The 4,245-nt window shown below is 77.8% G+C and carries 1 protein-coding gene and 1 pseudogene; both read right to left on the bottom strand.

The window, feature by feature from the left end; genetic code table 11:
- Positions 1-491: pseudogene (locus tag ACFU74_RS36385) on the bottom strand (hypothetical protein); the annotation flags it as partial.
- Positions 492-624: 133 nt separating this feature from the next.
- The gene (locus ACFU74_RS36390; protein ID WP_380764413.1) at positions 625-4,116 is read right to left on the bottom strand and encodes a tetratricopeptide repeat protein; all 3,492 of its coding nucleotides are present in this window, start codon (positions 4,114-4,116) and stop codon (positions 625-627) included.
- Positions 4,117-4,245 lie beyond the last annotated feature (129 nt).

Below are 4,245 nucleotides of genomic sequence, written 5' to 3' on the forward strand. Positions count from 1 at the left end.
GTGTCCAGGGCGGTGGCGCGCGGGTGGGCGGCGCCGGCGGGCCGCCGCAGGTCGTAGCCGACGGCGCCGCCGGCCGGCACCAGCACCGCCGCGCCCGCGGCGGAGTCGGTGCCCGACCGGCCCGGCAGGTCGGGGCCGCCCGCGCAGCCCGGCGTGAGCGGCTGCCAGGCGCCGGGACCGGTGCCCTCGTGGTGCAGCCGGATCGCGCCGCCGCGCAGCGGGCCGTCCCAGCTGACGCCGACGTAGTGGATCGGGAAGTCGGTGCGCGCCCCGGTGGCCGCGCGCCCGGCCGCGGAGCGGGCCCGGGTGGCCGGCACCGTGACCGTGCGGGCACCCTGACCGGCCGGCGGGATGGCGCCCGGAGCGGCGGGGGCGGAGGGCGCGGCCGGGGCCGCGGCGTGTGCGGCCGGCGCGGTGGCGAGCACGGCGGCCGTGGCGCCGAGGGCGGTCACCAGGGTGCGGCGGCTGACGGCGGAGCTGGGTTCGGTCATCGGGATCCTGCTCTCGGTGCGTGCGAGGGAACGCGTTCTGACTGCTCGGAAGTCGATCATGAATCTACCGAACCCGTCGTTCCGGCCCGCAAGTTCGAACGACTCCTCTGCCCGAACGGGCACCCGCCGCGGGTCACCCCAGGATCCGCAGCGCGACCTCGGCCCGCCCGCCCACCGGCGCCCCGGCCCGCGCCAGCTCGGCGAGGTACAGGCAGACGTCCGCCCGCGCCGCCCGCGCCCCCGGCACCGCCAGGAAGGCCCGCGCCAGCTCCTCCGGGTCGCCCTCCCCGGCGGCCAGGCCGTACAGCAGCTTGCGCACCCCGGGCTCGAACGGGTCGTCCGGATCCTCGTACGGACACTCCACGAAGGCCTCCCACACCGGCGCCGCGGCCTCCGGACCCTCCGTCAGCAAGCGCAGCACCGCCACCTCCACCAGCACCGTCGAGGACGCCGCCACCTCCGGCGCCAACCCCTCCAGCAGCTCCCGGGCGTCCTCCGACCGCCCGTCGTGCCGGTACGCCGCCGCGAGGGCGCAGCGCACCGCGACGTCCGCCGGATCCCCGGCCAGCACGGCGGACAGGTCCGCCACCGCCTGCGCCGGACGCCCGGCCTGCCGGTGCGCCTGACCGCGCTCGGCGAGCGCCCAGGTGTAGTCCGGATTGTGGGCGAGCGCGGCGGACAGGTCCTCGATCGCCCCCTCCACCTCACCCGCCTGCCGGCGCGCCTGCCCCCGGGAGCCGAGCGCCCAGGCGTCGTCCGGTTCGAGCGCCAGCGCGGCCGTCAGATCGGCCACCGCCTCCTCCAGGTCCCCCGCCAGCCGGTGCGCCTCGCCCCGCAGCGCCAGCGCCCAGGCGTAGTCCGGGTCGACGACCAGGACGGCGCTCAGGTCCGCGATCGCGTCGTCCAGCCGCCCGGCCTGCCGGTGCGCCTGACCGCGCGCCCGCAGCGCCCACACGTCCGACGGGTCCAGCTCCAGCGCCGCCGAAAGATCGGCGACGGCCTCCTCCAGCCGGCCCGCCTGCCGGTGCGCCTCGCCGCGCTCGGCGAGCGCCCACGCGTACTCCGGGTCCAGCTCCAGCGCCGCCGAAAGATCGGCGACGGCCTCCTCCAGCCGCCCGGCCTGCCGGTGCGCCTCGCCGCGCTCGCCGACGGCCCACGCGTAGTCGGGGTTGAGCGCGAGCGCGGCGGTGAAGTCCGCGACGGCCTCGTCCAGCCGCCCGGCCTGCCGGTGCGCCTGGGCGCGCGAGCCGAGCGCCCACGCGTTCTCCGGGTTGAGCGCCACCGCGGCCGTGAAGTCGGCCACCGCCTCCTCCGGGCGGCCCGCCTGGCGGTGCGCCTCGCCGCGCTCGGCGAGCGCCCACGCGTTGTCCGGGTTGAGCGCGAGCGCGGCGCTCAGATCGGCGATCGCCTCGTCCAGCCGGCCCGTCTGCCGGAACGCCTGGCCCCGGGAGCTCAGCGTCCAGGCGTCGTCGGGGTCCAGCGCGAGCGCCGCCGTGAAGTCGGCGATCGCCTCGGCCGGGCGGCCCGCCATCCGCAGCGCCTCGCCGCGCTGGGTGAGCGCCCAGGCGTACTGCGGGTCGAGCAGGATGGCCGCGGTGAGGTCGGCCACCGCCTCCTCCAGCCGCCCGGCCAGCCGGTGCGCCTGGCCGCGCGAGCCCAGCGCCCAGGCGTCGTCCGGGTCCAGCACGAGCGCCGCCGTGAAGTCGGCCATCGCCTCCTCGACCAGTCCCGCCAGCTGCCGGGCCTCGCCGCGCCGCGACAGCGCCCAGGCGTACTCCGGGTCGAGGGCCAGCGCGGCGGTGAAGTCGGCCAGCGCGCGCTCGTGGTGGCCGTGCCAGTTGAGCACGCGTCCCCGGTAGGCGAGCGCCTGCGGCAGATCGGCGGCGATCGCGACGGCCTGGTCGAGATCGGCGAGCGCGTCGTCGTCGCGGTCCTCGACGAAGTACTGGTAGCCGCGGTGGGTGAGCGCCCAGGCCCGCACCCGGGCGGGCAGCCCGGGACCGGCCAGCGCGCCGAGCGTCTCCAGGACGGGCTGCTCGCCGCCCGCCGCCGCGTGGATCCGGCGGGCCCAGCGGACCAGCTCGGCGTCGTCGCTGTCCAGCGCGGCCTGGCCGAGCATCTCCGCCCACGGCGCCAGCGCGTCCGGCGCGTCCCCGGCGGTGCGCGCGGTGTGCTCCAGCGCCAGCGCCAGATGGGCCAGCGGGTCCGCGCAGAGCAGGTGGTAGAGCTCGTTCAGCAGCGGCCGGCGCCAGCGCGGATCGGCCCCGTGCCGGGCCGCCGGCAGGTACTGCTCGACCGCCGTGCGCGCGGCGGCGTGGTGCTCGGCCAACCGGGTGTGCGCGGCCGTCCACTCCCGGGGGGTGTGGATCCGGCGCCGGCGCACCATGCTGGTGCGGACCACGGCGTGGTACTGCAGGAAGTCACCGCGCCCGGTCACGAAGGGCTGCGCCGACAGCCAGGCCCAGGCGGCCGGCTCGGCGTGCGGCACGGCGCAGGCGAACAGGTCCTGGTTGAGCTGCAACGGCAGCGCCGCCGCCAGCACCGTCTCCCGGCGCTCCTGCTCGGGGATCCACTGCAGGAAGCGCACCACCGCCTGGTCGACCATGTCCGCGCCGACGTCGGCGACCTCCTCGACCGCGCCGGGGTCGGCGGCCGCCAGCAGCGCCACCAGCAGCGGCAGCCGCATCGACATCCGCAGCACCGCGTCGACCACCAGCGGGTCGGTCACCCCGCGGGCCGCCAGCAGGTCACGGGCCTCCTGCTCGGTGAACACCTCCAGCGGCACGTCCACCAGGACCGGCCGCCACGGCGCCCACTCGCGCTCGGCCAGCTCGTCCCGGCCTGCCAGCACGAAGAGCACCTCCAGCGGCAGCGGGCCGAACGCGTCGTCGAGGATCTCCCGCAGCCAGCCGTCGAGGTAGCGGCCGGTCAGCTCCCAGGTGTCGAGGAACAGCACGATCCACGGCCGCCGCCCCCGGTCCCGGTCGCGCTCGCAGAGCCGGGTGAGCTCGGCGACGAACGCGCGGCTGAGCGCCGACTCCTCGACGTCGCCGCCGCGCCGGCGCTGGCGCACCCCGGCGATCAGCCGCTCGGCGCCCTGCGCCACGGCGTCCGGGTTGGCCATCGCCGCGACCACGCCCGCCCCCGGCAGCACCGAGGCCGCCCCGAACGCCGCCTGGGTCACCATCCGGGTCGGCAGCGAGGCTCCCTCCCCGCCGGGCGGCTGCTCCGGCTCGCGGTCCGCCGCGGCCTGCAGCGAGCGCCGGTACTGCTCCACCGCCTTGTCGAACTCCCGCAGCGGACCGGCCTGTTCGGCGAGCTGGCGGGCGAGCGCGGTGAGCGCCGTCTCGACGCCGTGCACATCGGTCTCGTCGACCACCGCGGTGAGCGCCCCGGCCCGCCGGGCCGCCTCGCGCCACTGGGCGAGCAGGGTGGACTTGCCGACCCCGCCGACCCCGCGCACATGGAACAGGAAGTCCGCCGGATCCGGCCCGGAGTCCGGGTCGGGGTCGCGGGCCAGGTTGTCGACGAACAGCGCCAACTGGGTCCTGCGGCCGATGAACTGGGCTCCGGTGCGCCGGCGTACCGCCTCCGCGCGCGACAGCCGTCTCCGTGCCTGTGCCATGCCACCCCCTGCCGCCCACCCGGCGGGCCGCGCCGACCACGAGTCCGGTGCCGCCGGTGCCGCTGTCGTGAGGACGACGGTAGTGAATCGGCCCCGGGGTTGTCCCGCTTTCGGCCGTCCTCCGTGCGC

Origin of the sequence: Kitasatospora sp. NPDC057500 (assembly GCF_042802195.1) — a bacterium.
Classification (GTDB): Bacteria; Actinomycetota; Actinomycetes; order Streptomycetales; family Streptomycetaceae; genus Kitasatospora.

Excerpts from the sequence above, each read along its gene's own strand:
- ACFU74_RS36390 (WP_380764413.1), bottom strand. The coding sequence starts at position 4,116 with ATGGCACAGGCACGGAGACGGCTGTCGCGCGCGGAGGCGGTACGCCGG.